The organism is Streptomyces sp. NPDC028368, assembly GCF_055565615.1.
The window spans coordinates 149,023-166,405 of record NZ_JBVHTY010000013.1; the positions used below are offsets into that span (position 1 = coordinate 149,023).

Below are 17,383 nucleotides of genomic sequence, written 5' to 3' on the forward strand. Positions count from 1 at the left end.
GCTGTGGGCACGGGCTTGCCCGACCCCGGAAAGAGCCGCCACGCCATGACCTCCACCGCCGACTACGCCCACCTGCGCGCCCAGCTGGACACCCTCACCACCGAGGCGTTCCGCCCCGAGCTCGCCGATATCGACCGCCGCTCCACCCTGGAGATCGCCCGCACGATGAACGACGAGGACGCCAGCGTCCCCGCCGCCGTCGCCGCGCAGCTCCCGCGGATCGCCGCCGCCATCGATGCCACGGCGGAGCGGATGGCCCACGGCGGCCGGCTGATCTACGCCGGCGCCGGCACGGCGGGCCGGCTCGGTGTGCTGGACGCCAGCGAGTGCCCGCCGACGTTCAACACCGACCCGTCGGAGGTCCTCGGGCTGATCGCGGGCGGCCCGTCCGCCATGGTCACCGCCGTCGAGGGCGCCGAGGACAGCAAGGAATTCGCCGCCGAGGATCTGGCCGCGATCCGCCTGACCGCCCAGGACACCGTCGTCGGCATCTCCGCCTCGGGCCGCACCCCGTACGCCATAGGGGCCGTCGAGCACGCCCGCGCCCTGGGCGCACTCACCATCGGCCTGTCCTGCAACGCCGATTCCGCGCTGGCCGCGGCCGCCGAGCACGGCATCGAGGTCGTCGTGGGCCCCGAGCTGCTGACCGGCTCCACCCGGCTCAAGGCCGGCACGGCCCAGAAGCTCGTGCTCAACATGCTCTCGACCCTCACCATGATCCGCCTGGGCAAGACCTACGGAAACCTGATGGTCGACGTCCGCGCCTCCAACGACAAGCTACGGGCCCGCTCGCGCCGTATCGTCGCGCTGGCCACCGGCGCCTCGGACCCGGAGATCGAGGCCGCCCTCGCCGCGACGGACGGCGAGGTCAAGAACGCCATCCTCACCATCCTCGGCAAGGTCGACGGCCCCACCGCGGCCCGCCTGCTCGATACGTCGCACGGCCACCTCCGCGCCGCCCTCGAAACCGCCGACAAGCCCTGACAGACACGCCGCCGCTCCCCCTCCTCCGCTCCCCCGCCGCTTCTCCCTCCCCCCTCTTCCCGCCCCCTCCTCCCCCTCGTCCTCGTTGTCCGCACAGCAAGGCACCCCACATGTCCGAAGACAAGAACCGCGCCCTTGCCGCCGCGCTCCTCCCCCTCGTCGGCGGCGCCGGGAACCTCACCTCCATCGCCCACTGCATGACCCGGCTCCGCCTCGGCATCCAGGACCGCTCGCTGGTCCAGCACGACGCCCTCAGGGCGGTGCCGGGCGTCATGGGCGTGGTCGAGGACGACACGTACCAAATCGTGCTGGGCCCCGGGGTCGTCGCCCGGGTCACGCCCGAGTTCGAGAGCCTGGTCGCGGAGGCAACCCTCGCGGACACCAAGCCCCTTGAGGAGCCCCAGCCCCCCACGGAGAGCACGCCGGCCACGACCACGGTCACCACTACGGCCCTCACCACCACCGCCGCTGCCGACCTGGCCGCCCAGGGCGCCGCGCTCAGAGCGAGCCGGAAGGCCAAGAACGCCACCCCGTTCAAGCTCTTCCTCCGCCGGATCGCCAATATCTTCGTCCCGCTGATCCCGGCCCTGATCGGCTGCGGCATCGTCGCGGGCATCAACGGCCTGCTCACCAACCTCGGCTGGCTGCCCACCGTCGTCCCGGCCCTGGCCGCCATCGCCTCCGGCTTCATGTCGTTGATCGCCGTATTCGTCGGCTACAACACCGCGAAGGAATTCGGCGGCACCCCGATCCTCGGCGGCGCGGTCGCCGCGGTCATCGTCTTCCCGGGCATCGCCAACATCACCGCCTTCGGCCAGAAGCTCTCCCCCGGCCAGGGCGGCGTCCTCGGCGCACTGGCCGCCGCCCTCCTCGCCGTCCAGGTGGAAAAACGCTGCCGCAAGCTGGTCCCCCAGGCGCTGGACGTCCTCCTCACCCCGACCCTCACGGTCCTGGTCACCGGCCTGGTCACGGTCTTCGGCCTGATGTACGTCGCCGGAGAGGTCTCCACCGCCATCGGCTCCTTCGCCAACTGGCTGCTCGCGCACGGCGGCGCGATCGCCGGCTTCATCCTGGGCGGCCTCTTCCTCCCCCTGGTCATGCTGGGCCTCCACCAGGCCCTCATCCCCATCCACACCACCCTCATCCAGGAGCAGGGCTACACCGTCCTGCTCCCCATCCTCGCCATGGCCGGCGCGGGCCAGGTCGGCGCCGCCATCGCCGTCTACCTCCGCCTCCCCCGCAACGGCTCGATCCGTACGACCATCAAATCCGCCCTCCCCGCCGGTTTCCTGGGCGTCGGCGAGCCGCTCATCTACGGCGTCTCGCTCCCCCTCGGCCGCCCCTTCATCACCGCCTGCCTCGGCGGCGCCTTCGGCGGCGGCTTCGTCGGCTTCTTCAACCAACTCGGCGACGCCGTCGGCTCCACCGCCATCGGCCCCTCCGGCTGGGCCCTGTTCCCCCTGGTCAAGGGCAACCAGGGCATCGGCACCACCATCACCGTCTACGCCCTGGGCCTGCTGGTCGGCTACCTCGTCGGCTTCCTCGCCACCTACTTCTTCGGTTTCAGCAAGCAACAACTCACCGAGCTGAACGCCGCACCCGCTGCCACCGCACCCGACGCCGCCTCCCCCGCCCCGGCCGCGACCCGCGACGACCCGGCGCCCGACGGCCCGGCTCCCGACGACTCCCCGCCCGGCAAGGAGCCGGTCTCCGCCTGAGGACCACGGACCGCACTCCCCCGTCCGTGCCGGTCGGCGCCCGGCACCGTACCCCTCTCACGGCAGCCTGCTCACCTGATTCAACTCGGCCACCTTGGCCCGCAGTTCGTCCCACGTCCCGGCGGGGCGCAGCACATCCGGCGGACAGTCCCACTCCCGCCCGCCCCCGGGCGGCCGCAGCTGCACATACGGCCCCTCGTGCCCCATCACCTTGCCGATCCGGCCGTCCCGCCCGTCCACGGCGTAACGGCCGCACGCCACCCTCACGGCCGCCGCCCGGCCAGCACCTCCAGGAGCCGGCGGGCGGTGCCGAGGTTGCACCGCCCCAGCTCCACCAGCGGCTCCATCACCCGGCTGGCGTCCGACACCGGATCGACGCACAACGACGGCAGAACGACGCCCAACGCCCCCAGCGTGCCCTCCAGTTGCGCCACGATCTCGTCGGCGCCCGGCGCCTCATCCCCTGCGGTTTCCACGCTCTTCACTGCCGCCCTCACCTTTCACGCTGGGTTCTCCATTACGTACCCAGCGTGGCGAACGCGCGGCTAGCCTGGACAGAGGCGCAGGCCAACAACCGCACGTGTTCAGCCTGGGAGCTGCGATGTCAGGACCCAAACCTCTCGACCCCTCCTCATCACCGCGCGCCATGCTCGGCGCCGAATTACGCCACCGCCGCGAGGCCGCCGGAATGACGCAGGAAGAGCTGGGCGCCCCCCTCTTCGTCAGCGGCTCGTTCATCGGCCAGCTGGAGGCCGGTACGCGGCGCATGCAGCGGGATTTCGCCGCGAAGATAGACGAAGTGCTGGGCACCGACGGCTACTTCCTCCGCAACTGCGTGGCAGCGTCCAAGTCCAAATACCCGGATCACTTCGCGGAAGCCGCGGAGGCGGAGGCCGTCGCGGTGGCCATCCGCGAGTACGCGCCGCTGCTGATCCCGGGCCTGGTGCAGACGAGGGCGTACGCACGGGCCGTCTTCCGCGCGTACCAACCGACGGCGACCGAGGACGTCATCGACCGGCTGGTGGAGGCGAGGATCGAACGAGCCGAGCTGCTGAGCGATCCAACAAAGCCGTTGTTTTGGGCCGTACTGGACGAGGCGGCGCTCCGGAGGGAGGTCGGCGGCCCGGGGGTGATGGCGGAGGCGTTGCGGCATGTCGAGGCGCTGATCCGGCGACATCGGGTCATCGTGCAGGTGTTGCCGTTCGGGGCGGGTGCGCATGCGGCCATGATTGGCGCCCTTAAGTTGATGGCCTTCGAAGATGCGCCTCCGCTCGCCTACATCGAAGGTCCTGAAGCAGGGCGGCTGGAGGACAATCCAGCAACGGTTGCCCGCCACGAACTGACCTACGATCTACTCAGGGCCTCGGCACTGTCGCCGAAAGAATCCCTGGCCCTGATCGAATCAGTGGCGGAGGATTACGCCCATGAGGATCAGCCCTGAGTACGACCTGACTGCAGCCACGTGGCACAAGTCCAGCTACAGCGGCGGCGATGGCGGCAACTGCCTAGAGGTCGCCACCTGGCGTAAGTCCTCGCACAGCGGCGGAAGCGGCGGCAACTGCCTCGAAGTAGCCGAGGACTACGCACCCGAGGGCCTCATCCCCGTCCGCGACTCCAAAAACCCGACCGGCCCGGGGCTCGTATTCCGGGCCCCGTCCTGGTCGGCATTCGTCGACGGCATCAAATCGGGTGCTCTGCACGGCGCCTGACACACCCGCTCGCGGACCGGGGCTCAAGCTCCGGACTGCGAGCTCTCTTTCCAAGGAACGGGCGGGAGAAAACTACCCACCCACCCCCCCAACCCCCGCGCGCACCAGCGCACATGACCTTCCGTGATCGGCTTGCAACGACGCGTCGCATCGGTCTAGCGTGCGTCACAACAGCACCCGCACATGCGACGGCCCCGACAGGTGGTAGCACACCTGCCAGGGCCTAGCCCGCAAGATCGAAAAGAGCGATCTCATGGCTTCGGAAGACTTTAGCGCTGCGCTGCCCGCGCCCGCATCCCACCCGTCCCACCCCGCCGCGAAACCCGGCTACGGCAAACGCAGCGCGCCGGACCAACACCCCCACCGCCCCACCGACTTCGCCCACCTCCCCCGGCGCGAGGCCTCCATCGCGGCCTACCTCGACCGCCTTCCCGACGGCGCGGACATCTCCGTAAAGACGCTGGCCAAGGTGTTACCGGACTACGGCCAATGCGCCCTCCGCACCGCCCTCCGCCGCCTCTCCGAGGCCGGTCATCTCCGCCGCATCACCGAGACCCTGCCGAGTGACGACGGCAGCGTGCGCTGGGTGACGCGGACGTACTTCTCCCGAACCGCCCGCGACGACGCCTGGTGGGCGGCCTTCCGTGCCGGAAACGTGCCCCGCACGGACCCGACACCGCCCCCTGGACCAATGCAGCGGCCGCCCCGCTCCCGCGCCTACGACCTCCTCGCCACCCTCGGCCGCGCCGAACCCCGGATGACGCTCTCGGCCGCCGACTGCGCCTCCCTCGAAGCGCTCGCCGAGGAATGGCTGACCCGCGGCGCCACCCCGGACCAGCTCCTGCACGCCCTTATCTCGGGGCTACCACCAAAAGGTGTCCACCACCCGGGCCGCCTCGCCCGCAGCCGCCTGCTGAGCAAGATGCCGCCACCCGCCCCCGAGAGCGTCCCGGCCGCGCGCCCACCGCTGCGCATCATGGAGTGCACCGTGTGCCGGGCGCCCGGCCGCCCCGAAGTGCTCCCCGGCGGCATCTGCGGGGCCTGTCGCGGCGAGAGCGCACCCCCGCTCCTCAGCAGCCAGTCACCCGACGACGTCCACGCCCGCGTCCAACGGCTGCGCGCCGCGGCCCGCGGGAACGATCATGAACCATCCACCGGGCTCGTTCCGTATATCTCATAGATCTGCCCTGATACCTCATAGATCTGCCCTGGCGAGTCCCAGGAGGCCCAGATGTCTTCCCATGCTGCCGAAGCTTCGCTGAGGGGGGCCGCCGCACTCTGCGCACTCCTCAGCGCCGTCGCCCATCTCCTCATCACCCCCGAACACCTTCAGGAGGTGACCTACATAGGAATCCTTTTCCTTGTCGGCAGCATTGCGCTGCTCCTCGCCGCCGCAGGTCTCGCCCGGCGGAACCCCGTACCGGCATGGCTTCTGGGAGCGCTGGTCAGCGGCGGCATGATTCTCGGCTTCGCGCTGTCCCGTACCGTCGGGCTGCCGGACTACCAGGAACAAGGCTGGGACCCTCCCTACGGGATCCTGTCCGTCGTCTCCGAAGTCGCGTTCATCGCCGCCTTTGCCGCCTGGTGCGGCGTGATGAAGACGCGCCCGTCGCCGCCTGCGGCCACCGGCTCGGTCACGTCCGTGCGCGTTCAGTAACCGGATTCTCGGAACGGGCGACCGGGGACACCGACATCGCGGCCTGACTGGCCTAACGCTCAGCCGCTGACCGGCACCTGCACTTCGTCCCGGATCTTGCTCGCCGTATCGGCCAGCGCCTGAAGATCGAACGACTTCGGATCCTTGGCCGGGTCGGCGGCGTCGACCAGGGCGACGCTGGCGGTCGTACTGGACGTCCCCCAGACACAGAACGGGAAGGTGACCTTCTGTCCCGCCTGGTTCTTCACGTCAACCCCGCAGGTCAGGGGCTTCCCGCCCCCACCGGGCGTGAACTTCTTCTCGGGAACACCGACTTCGGCGCCCGGGGCATCCGTCATTCCCTCAATCATGTGGTCAACGCTCGCGTCGGCGTCATCGATGGTGCCGTATATCCCCATCACCACCAACGACTTGGTACCCGAGGTGTACTGACCGCCCACCGTACGCAGACCGTGGGCATCCGCTGAATCATGTGGCACCTGAGAATCCGCCTGCTGGGATATGTCCTTGGCGAGCGTGTACTCCCCACCAACAAGCGACTTCGGCACCGTGATCTTGTACTTCGGCCCGGCAGAAGGCTTACCCGCACCCCCACTGCCACCCGCCACAGAAATCGCGGCTACGGCCACCCTCCCAATCACCAACACCCCGACAACCGCCCCGATAATCCCCCACACCTTCCCGGCATTCCGCTTCGGCGGAGGCGGCGGCGGCGGCACCATCCCGGGCCCGCCATATCCATACGGCCCCGGCTGCGGCCCCCCATAGGGCCCTTGCGCCGGCACCCCGTAGGGCCCTTGCCCCGGCGCCCCATAGGGACCTGGCTGCCCATACGCCCCCGGCGGCACTTGCCCACCGGGCCCCTGCGGCGCACCTGCCGGCGTTCCGTACCCCGGCGCGTTCCCGAAGCCGGGTTGCGGCTGCTGCGGTGTGCTCATTCCATTCCCCCACTTGACTGCTTCCCCCGATATGGGGGCCTTCGCCATGGCCCGTGATGTAATGCGGGATCAGGGTCGGCATTGTTAATCCCCATTGATTCATCCTCTTGAAAGAGGATGAGGGCCGGCCTATCGCCCCCCGCCAGTTCCGGGGCCAGGTTACTTCCCATGGGCCAACTCGCCTGCTTCGTTTCCGTGTCCGGTGCTACGAAAGCCAACCTGATGGCGGGTGGTCCGGGACCCGGCCGCACAGCCCGACCCGACCGGACCGGGCACAGAATGTCGGGTGAGGCGCCCTTGCTCCTCCCTAGCGTAATGATCACAAGGGAAGGAGACCGGGGTGCTGGAGCGGCTGAACCAGGCCATGGAGCACATCGAGCGCCACCTCGACCAACAGATCGAGGTGTCCGAACTGGCGCGGATCGCGACGACGTCGGAGTACCACTTCCGGCGGCTGTTCTCCGCACTGGCGGGGCTTCCGCTGTCGGAGTACATCCGGCGCCGGCGGCTGACCGTCGCGGGTGCGGAGGTGCTCGCCGGCGAGCGGACGCTGCTGGAGGTCGCGGTGCGCTACGGCTACGGATCGGGCGAGGCGTTCGCCCGCGCATTCCGTGGCGTACATGGCGTCGGGCCCGGTGAGGCCAGGCGGACGGGTGCGGCACTGCACTCCCAGCCCCGGATGTCCTTCCATCTCATCATCGAAGGGAGCAGCAGCATGCGATACCGGGTCGTGGAGAAGGAAGAGTTCCGGGTGGTCGGGAAGAGGGCGCGGGTTCCGCTCGTGCACGCGGGGGTGAACCCGGCGATCGCCGAGTTCATCCGGAGCATCGGGACGGAGGACATACAGCGCATCGCCGCACTGTCCGAGCAGGACCCCGAGGGAATCGTCTCGGTGACCGACAACCTGGACCCCAGCCGCGCCGAGGGCACCGAACTGGACTACTGGCACGCCGTGGTGACGGGGACGGGCTCCCCCGTCCCCGAGGATCTGGACACGCTCACCGTCCCGGCCGGGACCTGGGCCGTCTTCGAGAACTCCGGGCCGTTCCCGCAGTCGCTGCAGTACCTCTGGCGCGACGTGTTCACGCAGTGGTTCCCGTCCAACCCGTACGAGAGCCGGCCGGGTCCGGAGATCCTGCGCACCCGGCCGTCGGAGGACGGGACGCAGGCGGACTCGGAGCTGTGGATACCTGTGGAACGGACTCGCTGACCGTCCACCCACAACCTGACCCTCAGCGCGAACCCGCCCGTCGGCCCCTGGTGTTCTCATCAGGGGCCGACGTGAAGCCGCGTCAAGGGCTAGCCTGGGCCTGACAACTCGACGGCTGGGCATGGGTGAATGCGGACCGGTGGACGACACGGCGGGGGACCTCGGACAGGAGTTACGGCGGCTGCACGCGGCCGCCGGAAGTCCCGTTCTGGACAAGCTGGTTGAGCTGTCCCACGACCGGCTGCCGCCCGGCCACCGGCTCACGGCCTTCACCGTCCACGGCTGGCTGCACGACGGCGCGGCGCCCAACTCCTGTGCGGTACTGCTGGCGTTCGTGGCCCTGCTCAACGACCTCGCCCGGCACGCCGACGGCGATGCCCCGGGTCTGCCTCCGCAGCCGCCGGAATGGTGGGAATCCCTGTGGCACCGGGCGACCCGGCCGCCGGAACCACCCCCCGCACCGCAGGCTCCGGCGGCACCGCCCCTCAGCGGGACCGGCAACGTCATCGACGGACATGCCCACATCGTCGGTCCGACCGTCCAGGCCGGCACCATCAGCGGCGGCCTGCACGTCCACCCGCCCGCAGAACCGGCCGCCGCGCCGCCGCCACAAGCCGACGTTCCGCAGCAGCGGGACGCCCGGGTGGTCATCCGCGTCGAGCGGGCCGGCGAGACGATCGAGTTCTACGACGAGGGCCTGGCGCGGATTTGGATCACCGCGGTACTCGATCAACGCAACAGCTCTGCAGGCGGGGGGAATAATGCACAGTGACGACATGACCAGTGGCGACGCGAACAGTGGCGACGCGAACAGTGGCGATATGAACAGTGTCGCCGAGAGCACGGCCGGCGATCACGAGATCGACACCGCCACCGCATTGCGCGCGGCCGAAATCCTGGAATCCCCGCACGGTTTCCGTTCCAGCCTCGAGCAGACCGACGATGCCATCGACACCTTGAGCAAGGTGCTTTCCGCCACCCCGGCCGGACCGCTGCGCATCACGATCCTTTCCAATCTCGGTCTGATCCGGATGGTGCGATTCCAGCTCACCGCATCCCTGACCGAGCTGGATTCCGCCATTTCCTGTTTCCTGGAAGCGCATTCGGCCCATGCCGCACAGCCACCGCAGCACAGCCGCCCCGAGCTGAGCGCCACCATCCCCAATCTGATCAGCGCCCTGCACACCAGGGCCGAGGTCACCGGCGACTGGGACGACCTCGACGAAGCCATCAAATTGGGCCGTGAGGCGGTCGTGAAGATGCCGCCGAGCGTGTCCCAGCGGGCGGCCGCGCTGGCCAGCCTGAGCAGCGCTCTGCGCATTCGGTACGAACAGTCGCGGTACGAGGGCGATCTGACCGAAGCGATCGATCTGGGGCGGCAGGCGACCGTCGATCTGCCCGAACAGCACCCGCGGCAGGGATCCGTCCTGTCGAATCTCGGCAGCGCATTGATGGCGGCGGGCCTGTCGGAGGAATCCGTCACCGTCTACCGGAAAGCCGTCGCCGGTTTCGCCGCATCCGGAAACCGGCACGGCCGGGCCCGTACGCTCAACAACCTCGCGGGCGCATTGATACAGACCGGCCGGCTGGACGAGGCCACGGAGACCTATCGCGAGGCGCTGCGGGAATTCCAGGGCGTCGGGGATCAGGCGGGCGAGGACCGGGTCAGGAAGAACCTCGCGGCGTCCCGTGCGATGTCGCGGAGCGGCAGGGACGCGGAGAATTCCGAGACCGCCGCCGCGCGAAAGCCGTGAAACCCGTGCGATGCTCCCGCGCCCCTGAACAGCGCCCCCGAACGCCGCCGGGGCGGCACCCCCTGAGAGAGGGGTACCGCCCCGACGAACGTCTGGACGTGTGATCCGGGAGGATCAGCGATCCGATCCGATGACGGATCAGAAGTCCATGTCACCGCCCGGCATGCCGCCCGGAGCGCCGCCCGCGGCGGCCTTCTCCGGCTTGTCGGCGATGACGGCCTCGGTGGTGAGGAACAGCGCGGCGATGGACGCGGCGTTCTGCAGTGCGGAACGCGTGACCTTCGCCGGGTCGAGGATGCCCTCGGCGATCATGTCGACGTACTCGCCGGTGGCGGCGTTCAGACCGTGGCCGACGGCCAGGTTGCGCACCTTCTCCACGACGACGCCACCCTCGAGACCACCGTTGACGGCGATCTGCTTGAGCGGGGCCTCCAGGGCGAGCTTCACGGCGTTGGCGCCGGTCGCCTCGTCACCCTCGAGCTCCAGCTTCTCGAAGACCGCGGAGGCCTGCAGCAGGGCCACGCCACCGCCGGCGACGATGCCCTCCTCGACGGCCGCCTTCGCGTTGCGAACGGCGTCCTCGATGCGGTGCTTGCGCTCCTTGAGCTCGACCTCGGTGGCGGCACCGGCCTTGATGACGGCCACGCCGCCGGCCAGCTTCGCCAGACGCTCCTGGAGCTTCTCGCGGTCGTAGTCCGAGTCGCTGTTCTCGATCTCGGCGCGGATCTGGTTGACGCGACCCTGGACCTGGTCGCTCTCACCGGAGCCGTCGACGATCGTCGTCTCGTCCTTGGTGATGACGACCTTGCGGGCGCGGCCCAGCAGGTCGAGACCGGCGTTCTCCAGCTTGAGGCCGACCTCCTCGGAGATGACAGTGCCACCGGTGAGGATGGCGATGTCGCCGAGCATGGCCTTGCGGCGGTCACCGAAGCCCGGAGCCTTGACGGCAACGGACTTGAAGGTGCCACGGATCTTGTTGACGACCAGGGTCGACAGGGCCTCGCCCTCGACGTCCTCGGCGATGATCAGCAGCGGCTTGCCGGACTGCATGACCTTCTCGAGCAGCGGAAGGAGGTCCTTCACGTTGCCGATCTTCGAGTTGACGATCAGGATGTACGGGTCGTCGAGCGACGCCTCCATACGCTCCATGTCGGTGGCGAAGTACGCCGAGATGTAGCCCTTGTCGAAGCGCATACCCTCGGTGAGCTCCAGCTCCAGACCGAAGGTCTGGGACTCCTCGACGGTGATGACGCCTTCCTTGCCGACCTTGTCCATGGCCTCGGCGATGAGCTCGCCGATCTGGGTGTCGGCGGCGGAGATGGAGGCGGTGGAAGCGATCTGCTCCTTGGTCTCCACGTCCTTGGCCTGCTCGAGCAGGGCGGCGGAGACGGCCTCGACGGCCTTCTCGATGCCGCGCTTGAGGGCCATCGGGTTGGCACCGGCGGCCACGTTGCGCAGACCCTCGCGCACCAGGGCCTGGGCCAGGACGGTCGCGGTCGTCGTGCCGTCACCGGCGACGTCGTCCGTCTTCTTCGCGACCTCCTTGACCAGCTCGGCGCCGATCTTCTCGTACGGGTCCTCGAGCTCGATCTCCTTGGCGATGGATACACCATCGTTGGTGATCGTGGGGGCGCCCCACTTCTTCTCGAGGACGACGTTACGGCCCTTGGGGCCGAGGGTGACCTTGACGGCGTCGGCGAGCTGGTTCATCCCGCGCTCGAGACCGCGCCGTGCCTCCTCGTCGAACGCGATGATCTTGGCCATGTGAAGTGGTCCTCCCGGACATCGGGGTGGATTGCTCCGGACCGCGCTGGCGCCCGCGACGGACGGTCTGCACGCCGTGTGGTTCCTTGCCCCACCCGGCCCGCGGACCTCACCGACCCGATCCTTGGTTATCACTCTCACCCGGAGAGTGCTAACGCCAATGATTAGCACTCGACCCCCGAGAGTGCAAGCGGCTCCGGCAGGAGCCTCCTTACGGGGTGGTGGTCGGGCGACGGGTGGGAGCAAGCGGCTCCGAAGGAGTCTCGACCAGGGGTGGTGGTCGGGTGACGGGTGGGAGCAAGCGACCGAAGGGGCTGCCACCCCTCGCACGCCAGAAGGCCCGCACCCTCTCAAGGGTGCGGGCCTTCCCAACGCTGCAGTCGGTCGGCGCCTCAGGCGGCCACCCGGACCATGTCCGCCTGCGGCCCCTTCTGGCCCTGCGAGATCTCGAACTCGACTCGCTGACCCTCCTCAAGGGTGCGGTAACCGTCCATCTGGATCGCGCTGTAGTGGACGAATACATCCGCACCACCGTCGACCGCGATGAAGCCGTACCCCTTCTCCGCGTTGAACCACTTGACGGTGCCCTGAGCCATGCCTAACTCCCCTATTACTGGCCCTTGCGCAGGACCGCACTCCGCGGACCCGGGTCAGACCTCACCCCCCGAGAGGCCCGCGGGGTGTGCGCCGGAACGCGTCGACCGCCGCTGAATGTATCTGCACCAATGCCCAGCGCAACAGGTCAATCGGACGAGAATTATGGCGCCGGAGAATCGGCAATTATGCGGTGAAGTCCCGTTACGCCGGGGCAAGTCGGGCCGGGCATAGCTCAGATATCCGGCAAATGCTGCACACGCTTTGGGCACAACTGATCGCGATCACATATGCGTTCGGCACGCGCGCAGAGTTGCACGAGGGTCATACGGGAGTGGTACGAGGGCTCGCACGAAGGAGATCGCCCTCATGGTATCGCCTTTCACGACACGGAATTGCCCCATCCGCTTTTGGGCGGATGGGGCAATTTCCGTCACTCAAGGCGAGAGATGGCGCATTTCAGCGCCTGAGCCGCGGCTGGTCGCCGGCCCTTCAGCAGCCTCCGGCCACCGCCGGGATGATGGAGATGCCCGCGCCCTCCGGCGTCGGCGTCTCCAGGCCCTGCTCGAAGCGGACGTCGTCGTCGTTGACGTAGACGTTCACGAACCGCCGCAGCTTGCCCGCGTCGTCCAGCACTCGGGCCGCGATGCCGGTGTGGTTCTTCTCCAGGTCGGAGATCACCTCGGAGAGGGTCGCGCCCTCGGCGGGCACCTCGGCCTGGCCACTGGTGTAGGTGCGGAGGATGGTGGGGATGCGGACCTTGACGCTCATGGGTTCTGCCTTCCAGCGACTGCGGGATACGAGTTCAGGAGGTGCGGGCGGACCGGGGCTCAGCCGGCCAGACCGGCCGCGCGGAACGCGTCCAGGTTGGGCCGGATGGTGGCCGTGGGCCCGGATGCGACGGCGTCAAGCGTCTTGAGGCCGTCACCGGTGTTGAGGACGACGGTGGTCAGGGTCGGGTCGAGCAGACCTTCCTCGATGAGCTTCTTGGTGACGCCGACGGTCACACCGCCCGCGGTCTCCGCGAAGATCCCCTCCGTCCGCGCCAGCAGCCTGATGGCGTCCACGACCTGCTCGTCGTTGACATCCTCCACCGCACCGCCCGTACGGCGCGCGATGTCCAGGACATACGGCCCGTCGGCCGGGTTGCCGATCGCCAGCGACTTGGCGATGGTGTTCGGCTTCTGGGGGCGTACGACGTCGTGCCCGGCCTTGAAGGCGGCCGAGACCGGCGAGCAGCCCTCCGCCTGGGCGCCGAAGATCTTGTACGGCTTGTCCTCGACCAGGCCGAGCTGGATCAGCTCCTTGAGCCCCTTGTCGATCTTCGTCAGCTGCGAGCCGGACGCGATGGGGATGACGATCTGGTCCGGGAGCTGCCAGCCCAGCTGCTCACAGATCTCGTACGCCAGCGTCTTGGAACCCTCGCCGTAGTACGGACGGAGGTTGACGTTCACAAAGCCCCAGCCCTCGCCGAGCGGGTCGCCGATGAGCTCCGAGCAGAAGCGGTTGACGTCGTCGTAGTTGCCCTCGATGCCGACCAGGTCGCCGCCGTAGACCGCGGCCATGACGACCTTGCCGGCCTCCAGGTCGTGCGGGATGAAGACGCAGGACTCGAAACCGGCACGCCGGGCCGCGGCGCCGACCGCGCCCGCGAGGTTGCCGGTGGAGGAGCAGGAGAGCGTGGTGAAGCCGAAGGCGCGGGCGGCCTCGACGGCGATCGCGACGACACGGTCCTTGAAGGAGTGCGTCGGGTTACCGGAGTCGTCCTTGACGTACAGACCGCCGGTGACACCCAGCTCGGCGGCGAGCCGGTCGGCCTTGACCAGCTTCGTGAAGCCGGGGTTCAGGTTCGGCTTGTCGGCCACATCGGCGGGGACGGGCAGCAGCGGGGCGTAGCGCCAGATGTTGTTCGGGCCGGCCTCGATCCGCTTCTTCAGCCCTTCGGGGTCGCCGCTCGGCAGGTCGTACGCCACTTCGAGCGGCCCGAAACATTCCTGGCACGCGAAGATCGGGCCGAGCGGGAAGCGCTGTCCGCACTCGCGGCAGGAGAGGGCGACGGCCGGACCCAGAGCGACGGCGGACGCGTTCTCGGTGACATCGGCGTTTTCGGTAACTTGCACAGCCATGGAGGCGAGGCCCTTTCTCCTCATCTTCCTCGCGACGCATCTCGTCGCGAGACGGATTTGGCACCTTCCCTAGCCGGGAGCCTCGCGCGCGCTGTAGCTGCGGCGGAGACCGGCTGGAGGGTTGCCGGGGCTTCAACGGGCCGTATCCCTCTGCCCCTCTGGATGAGCGGTATGGCACTGGGCCGAAACCCAGGCGTTTATGGCGGTGACCCCGGCATGCGACGGTCATCCGCGTTGTTCAAGACTGTAACCGAAGGCACTGACGGTTGAGATAGTCGTCCGAACCGCGAGATGGATCACACAGCGGCCGCAGATCCGGCGGCCACCGAGGAGTCGTAGACGTGCTGGAAGAGGTGGAGCGCTGGCTCAGCAGCCGCTCCTGGTCGGCGGCCGACCGCCCCCTCGGGCAGCTGCTGGAGGCGAAGCGCCAGACCGGCCAGACGGTCAGCGTCGTCCTGCCCGCCCTGAACGAGGAGGCGACGGTCGGCGCCATCGTCGCGGCGATCCGCCAGGACCTGATGACCGATGCGGTGCCCCTGGTGGACGAGCTGGTGGTGCTGGACTCCGGCTCCACCGACCGTACCGCCGAGGTCGCGGCGGCAGCCGGTGCCCGTGTCGTCCACCGGGACGCCGTACTGCCCCGCATCCCGGCGCTCCCCGGCAAGGGCGAGGTGCTGTGGCGTTCGCTGCTTGCCACCACTGGCGACATCGTCTGCTTCACCGACGCCGACCTGCGCGCCTTCTCGTCCACCTTCGTCTCCGGCATCGTCGGCCCGCTGCTGACCGACCCCGGCGTCCACTTCGTCAAGGCGATGTACGACCGCCCCCTGGAGGCCGGCGGCCACCGGGACGGGAGCGCGGACCGCGGCCCGATTGCGGGCGGTGACCAGGGAGGACGGGTCACGGAGCTGGTGGCCCGGCCGCTCCTCAACCTCCACTGGCCGCAGCTGGCCGGGTTCGTCCAGCCCCTGGGCGGCGAGTACGCGGCCCGCCGCTCCCTCCTGGAACGCCTCCCCTTCCCGGTGGGCTACGGCGTGGAGCTCGGCCTCCTGGTCGACGCCCTGCACACGGTCGGCCTGGACGCCCTCGCCCAGGTGGACGTCGGCGTCCGCAAACACCGCCACCAGGACAGCCAGGCCCTCGGCCGGATGGCCGCCGCCATCTACCGCACCGCCCAGCTCCGCCTGACCCGCGGCCATCTCATCCGCCCCCGCCTCACCCAGTTCGAGCGCGGCGAGAACGGCTTCGTCCCACGGACGACGGCCGTGGACACCGAGGAACGCCCGCCGATGGCGGAGATAAGGGAGTACGCGGAGCGGCGGGCGGCCTGAACCGCATCCCCTCGGCTGGTTTCCGTACGTTTGCGCGGATCCGTTGCGGGTTACCTTCGCGACATGGTCTCCGAGACGGTCGCCGAGCGCAGTGTGGTCCAGTCAGGTGCCGAGGTTCTGGTCGCGTCCAATCGCGGTCCGGTCTCCTACGCCATCGGGGAGGGCGGCGCGCTGACCGCCAAGCGGGGCGGCGGCGGGCTGGTGTCCGGGCTGTCGGCCATCGGGCCCGATACGGATGCGCTGTGGGTGTGTGCGGCGCTCGGCGAGGGCGACCGGGAGGCCGTACGGCGGACGGGGGGTGCCCTCGATCCCGCGGATACCGGCGGACAGCGTGTCCGGATGCTGGATATCCCGGCGGATGTGTATGCGGCCGCCTACAACGGAATTGCCAATTCCGTGCTCTGGTTCGTCCATCACATGCTGTATCAGACGCCGCTTGAGCCGGCATTCGACACGGAATTCCGTGTGCAATGGGCGTCGTACGAGGCGTACAACGCGGCCTTTGCGGAGGCGCTGGCCGAGTCCGCGGCGCCCGGTGCGGCCGTTCTCGTGCAGGACTATCACCTGGCGCTGGTACCGGGAATGCTCCGCGAGCGCCGCCCTGACCTGCGGATCGCGCATTTCTCGCACACGCCGTGGGCGCCCGCCGAATACTTTGCGATGCTGCCCGATGACGTCCAGCGGAAGCTGGCGATGGGCATTCTCGGCGCGGACCGGGCGAATTTCCTGACCGAGCGGTGGGCGCGGGCCTTCATGGGCTGTTGCCGGCAGGCGCTGGGGGCGGACTGCGAGGTATACCGGCCGGATGAGGGGCCGGCGTATCTCCTCACGAACCCGCCGGGGCTCAAAGGACGCACGACGTGGATCGGGGTGTACGGGCTCGGCGCCGACGCGGAATTCCTGCGCGAGCGGGCGCACCGGCCGGATGTCGAGGAGCGGCTGGCGGCGCTGCGTGAGCAGATCGGCGGCAGGGACCGTAAGACCATCGTGCGGGTGGACCGCACGGAGCTGTCGAAGAACATCGTGCGCGGGCTGCTCGCCTACCGCCGGCTGCTCGCCGACCGGCCCGAGTGGCGCGAGCGGGTGGTGCATATCGCGTTCGCCTATCCCTCCCGCCAGGACCTGGCCGTGTACCGGGAGTACACCGCGGCGGTCGGGCGGCTGGCCGACGAGATCAACGCCGAGTACGGGACGGCGACTTGGCTGCCGGTGGTGCTGCATGTCAAGGACGACTTCGCGCGTTCGCTCGCCGCCTACCGGCTGGCGGACGTGGCACTGGTCAACCCGATCCGGGACGGGATGAATCTGGTCGCCAAGGAGGTGCCGGTGGTCTCCGAGCGCGGCTGTGCGCTGGTGCTCTCCCGGGAAGCGGGCGCCCATCAGGAGCTGGGCAAGGACGCGATCAGCGTCAATCCGTATGACGTCAGTGCCACCGCGGAGGCGCTGCACGAGGCGCTCTCGATGGACGACGGGGAGCGGGCCGCCCGCGCCGAGCGGCTGGCCGCGGCGGCCACCGCGCTGCCGCCGGCCCAGTGGTTCCTGGACCAGCTGCAGGCGCTCAGGAGCTGAGCCGGGTGCCCCGCCGGTAGATCGTCCGG

Annotated in this window: 18 protein-coding genes and 1 riboswitch; of the genes, 11 read left to right on the forward strand and 7 right to left on the reverse strand. The window is 69.2% G+C overall.

Features of this window, described 5'->3' with window-relative positions; translation table 11 throughout:
• The first annotated feature begins 45 nt into the window (after positions 1-45).
• Both murQ and ACZ4S3_RS27790 read left to right on the forward strand, forming a co-directional pair.
• Positions 46-984 carry an N-acetylmuramic acid 6-phosphate etherase gene (gene murQ, locus ACZ4S3_RS27785; protein ID WP_467938765.1) on the forward strand — a complete coding sequence of 313 codons (939 nt, stop codon included), beginning with the start codon at positions 46-48 and terminating at the stop codon, positions 982-984.
• 110 nt (positions 985-1,094) lie between these two features.
• Positions 1,095-2,702: a PTS transporter subunit EIIC gene (locus ACZ4S3_RS27790; protein ID WP_467938767.1), complete on the forward strand. Its 1,608-nt coding sequence runs from the start codon at positions 1,095-1,097 to the stop codon at positions 2,700-2,702.
• A gap of 57 nt (positions 2,703-2,759) precedes the next feature.
• On the opposite strand, the gene ACZ4S3_RS27795 is transcribed toward ACZ4S3_RS27790, so the two are convergent.
• Together ACZ4S3_RS27795 and ACZ4S3_RS27800 are read right to left on the reverse strand one after the other, a co-directional pair.
• Positions 2,760-2,969 (reverse strand): hypothetical protein, encoded by a 210-nt coding sequence (locus tag ACZ4S3_RS27795; RefSeq protein ID WP_467938769.1) that lies wholly within the window; start codon positions 2,967-2,969, stop codon positions 2,760-2,762.
• Positions 2,966-3,187 (reverse strand): hypothetical protein, encoded by a 222-nt coding sequence (locus tag ACZ4S3_RS27800; RefSeq protein ID WP_467938771.1) that lies wholly within the window; start codon positions 3,185-3,187, stop codon positions 2,966-2,968. Before ACZ4S3_RS27800 ends, ACZ4S3_RS27795 begins: the two co-directional genes overlap by 4 nt.
• Before the next feature lie 116 nt (positions 3,188-3,303).
• Between ACZ4S3_RS27800 and ACZ4S3_RS27805 the strand changes: the two genes are divergently transcribed.
• The 4 genes from ACZ4S3_RS27805 to ACZ4S3_RS27820 all read left to right on the forward strand — a co-directional run bounded on the left by ACZ4S3_RS27805 (position 3,304) and on the right by ACZ4S3_RS27820 (position 6,068).
• Entirely contained in the window at positions 3,304-4,143 is an 840-nt protein-coding gene (locus ACZ4S3_RS27805; protein ID WP_467938773.1) for a helix-turn-helix domain-containing protein, read from the forward strand.
• A complete protein-coding gene (locus ACZ4S3_RS27810) occupies positions 4,127-4,411 on the forward strand; it encodes a DUF397 domain-containing protein (RefSeq protein ID WP_467938775.1) in 285 nt (94 codons plus the stop codon). The genes ACZ4S3_RS27805 and ACZ4S3_RS27810 overlap by 17 nt, the downstream gene beginning before the upstream one ends.
• Positions 4,412-4,664: 253 nt before the next feature.
• Positions 4,665-5,591, forward strand: a complete 927-nt coding sequence (locus ACZ4S3_RS27815; protein ID WP_467938777.1) for a hypothetical protein — start codon at positions 4,665-4,667, stop codon at positions 5,589-5,591.
• 51 nt (positions 5,592-5,642) lie between these two features.
• The gene (locus tag ACZ4S3_RS27820; protein ID WP_467938779.1) at positions 5,643-6,068 is read left to right on the forward strand and encodes a hypothetical protein; all 426 of its coding nucleotides are present in this window, start codon (positions 5,643-5,645) and stop codon (positions 6,066-6,068) included.
• Positions 6,069-6,127: 59 nt separating this feature from the next.
• Here ACZ4S3_RS27820 and ACZ4S3_RS27825 read toward each other — a convergent pair whose 3' ends face one another.
• Entirely contained in the window at positions 6,128-6,697 is a 570-nt protein-coding gene (locus tag ACZ4S3_RS27825; RefSeq protein WP_467938781.1) for a hypothetical protein, read from the reverse strand.
• 649 nt (positions 6,698-7,346) lie between these two features.
• On the opposite strand from ACZ4S3_RS27825, the gene ACZ4S3_RS27830 reads away from it, so the two are divergent.
• The 3 genes from ACZ4S3_RS27830 to ACZ4S3_RS27840 all read left to right on the forward strand — a co-directional run bounded on the left by ACZ4S3_RS27830 (position 7,347) and on the right by ACZ4S3_RS27840 (position 9,970).
• Positions 7,347-8,216, forward strand: a complete 870-nt coding sequence (locus ACZ4S3_RS27830; RefSeq protein ID WP_467938783.1) for a GyrI-like domain-containing protein — start codon at positions 7,347-7,349, stop codon at positions 8,214-8,216.
• Positions 8,217-8,355: 139 nt separating this feature from the next.
• Positions 8,356-8,988 carry a hypothetical protein gene (locus ACZ4S3_RS27835; protein WP_467938785.1) on the forward strand — a complete coding sequence of 211 codons (633 nt, stop codon included), beginning with the start codon at positions 8,356-8,358 and terminating at the stop codon, positions 8,986-8,988.
• 4 nt (positions 8,989-8,992) lie between these two features.
• The gene (locus tag ACZ4S3_RS27840; RefSeq protein WP_467938788.1) at positions 8,993-9,970 is read left to right on the forward strand and encodes a tetratricopeptide repeat protein; all 978 of its coding nucleotides are present in this window, start codon (positions 8,993-8,995) and stop codon (positions 9,968-9,970) included.
• A 138-nt stretch (positions 9,971-10,108) separates the two neighbouring features.
• Here the strand turns inward: ACZ4S3_RS27840 and groL are convergent, their stop codons facing one another.
• From groL to thrC, 4 genes are all read right to left on the reverse strand, one after another.
• Entirely contained in the window at positions 10,109-11,734 is a 1,626-nt protein-coding gene (gene groL / locus ACZ4S3_RS27845; protein WP_467938790.1) for a chaperonin GroEL, read from the reverse strand.
• A gap of 392 nt (positions 11,735-12,126) precedes the next feature.
• The gene (locus ACZ4S3_RS27850) at positions 12,127-12,330 is read right to left on the reverse strand and encodes a cold-shock protein (protein ID WP_003949956.1); all 204 of its coding nucleotides are present in this window, start codon (positions 12,328-12,330) and stop codon (positions 12,127-12,129) included.
• 490 nt (positions 12,331-12,820) lie between these two features.
• On the reverse strand, positions 12,821-13,099 hold the full coding sequence (locus tag ACZ4S3_RS27855) for a MoaD/ThiS family protein (RefSeq protein ID WP_467938792.1): 279 nt from the start codon (positions 13,097-13,099) through the stop codon (positions 12,821-12,823).
• Positions 13,100-13,158: 59 nt separating this feature from the next.
• Entirely contained in the window at positions 13,159-14,454 is a 1,296-nt protein-coding gene (gene thrC, locus ACZ4S3_RS27860) for a threonine synthase (protein WP_467938795.1), read from the reverse strand.
• 17 nt (positions 14,455-14,471) lie between these two features.
• A riboswitch (SAM riboswitch) is annotated at positions 14,472-14,623 on the reverse strand.
• Positions 14,624-14,795: 172 nt separating this feature from the next.
• Here thrC and ACZ4S3_RS27865 point away from each other — a divergent pair.
• Together ACZ4S3_RS27865 and ACZ4S3_RS27870 are read left to right on the forward strand one after the other, a co-directional pair.
• Entirely contained in the window at positions 14,796-15,785 is a 990-nt protein-coding gene (locus tag ACZ4S3_RS27865) for a glucosyl-3-phosphoglycerate synthase (RefSeq protein ID WP_467938797.1), read from the forward strand.
• A 63-nt stretch (positions 15,786-15,848) separates the two neighbouring features.
• The gene (locus ACZ4S3_RS27870) at positions 15,849-17,354 is read left to right on the forward strand and encodes an alpha,alpha-trehalose-phosphate synthase (UDP-forming) (RefSeq protein WP_467938799.1); all 1,506 of its coding nucleotides are present in this window, start codon (positions 15,849-15,851) and stop codon (positions 17,352-17,354) included.
• The last annotated feature ends 29 nt before the right edge of the window (positions 17,355-17,383 follow it).

Coding starts and splice junctions, on each gene's coding strand:
- murQ (WP_467938765.1), top strand. CDS start 46: ATGACCTCCACCGCCGACTACGCCCACCTGCGCGCCCAGCTGGACACC.
- ACZ4S3_RS27790 (WP_467938767.1), top strand. CDS start 1,095: ATGTCCGAAGACAAGAACCGCGCCCTTGCCGCCGCGCTCCTCCCCCTC.
- ACZ4S3_RS27805 (WP_467938773.1), top strand. CDS start 3,304: ATGTCAGGACCCAAACCTCTCGACCCCTCCTCATCACCGCGCGCCATG.
- ACZ4S3_RS27810 (WP_467938775.1), top strand. CDS start 4,127: ATGAGGATCAGCCCTGAGTACGACCTGACTGCAGCCACGTGGCACAAG.
- ACZ4S3_RS27815 (WP_467938777.1), top strand. CDS start 4,665: ATGGCTTCGGAAGACTTTAGCGCTGCGCTGCCCGCGCCCGCATCCCAC.
- ACZ4S3_RS27820 (WP_467938779.1), top strand. CDS start 5,643: ATGTCTTCCCATGCTGCCGAAGCTTCGCTGAGGGGGGCCGCCGCACTC.
- ACZ4S3_RS27840 (WP_467938788.1), top strand. CDS start 8,993: ATGACCAGTGGCGACGCGAACAGTGGCGACGCGAACAGTGGCGATATG.
- groL (WP_467938790.1), bottom strand. CDS start 11,734: ATGGCCAAGATCATCGCGTTCGACGAGGAGGCACGGCGCGGTCTCGAG.
- ACZ4S3_RS27850 (WP_003949956.1), bottom strand. CDS start 12,330: ATGGCTCAGGGCACCGTCAAGTGGTTCAACGCGGAGAAGGGGTACGGC.
- ACZ4S3_RS27855 (WP_467938792.1), bottom strand. CDS start 13,099: ATGAGCGTCAAGGTCCGCATCCCCACCATCCTCCGCACCTACACCAGT.
- thrC (WP_467938795.1), bottom strand. CDS start 14,454: ATGGCTGTGCAAGTTACCGAAAACGCCGATGTCACCGAGAACGCGTCC.
- ACZ4S3_RS27870 (WP_467938799.1), top strand. CDS start 15,849: ATGGTCTCCGAGACGGTCGCCGAGCGCAGTGTGGTCCAGTCAGGTGCC.